Origin of the sequence: Akkermansia sp. GGCC_0220 (assembly GCF_017566105.1) — a bacterium.
Classification (GTDB): domain Bacteria; phylum Verrucomicrobiota; class Verrucomicrobiia; order Verrucomicrobiales; family Akkermansiaceae; genus Akkermansia; species Akkermansia massiliensis.
This window is the reverse complement of record NZ_JABFCI010000209.1, coordinates 1-215: the sequence shown is the minus strand read 5'-3', so window position 1 is coordinate 215 and position 215 is coordinate 1. Positions and strand designations below refer to the sequence as shown.

Sequence of the window (215 nt, the reverse complement as noted above, 5' to 3'; positions counted from 1 at the left end):
CATCCACCAGAATCAACTTGTCCGGTCCGATGTTCTGGCGCACTTCTCTCAATAAGGCAGTCATGTTATCCTGATTGTAGAATAAGTCTGTACTACCACATTCGTGGTCGAAGTCGATTCCGTCATAGCCATATTTGTGGATGGTATCTGCTATAGCTTTCGCCACGGCAGGAATATTCTCCGCTTTGTTGGCAAAGCCGCCCGGAAGATTGCTC

1 protein-coding gene is annotated in these 215 nt (G+C 47.9%); it reads right to left on the bottom strand.

Translation table 11 applies throughout. The annotated features are described in order from the left end of the window. Window positions 1–215 (bottom strand): glycosyl hydrolase family 18 protein (locus tag HJW02_RS13550; protein WP_208050764.1); only part of this gene is annotated, 215 nt, incomplete at both ends.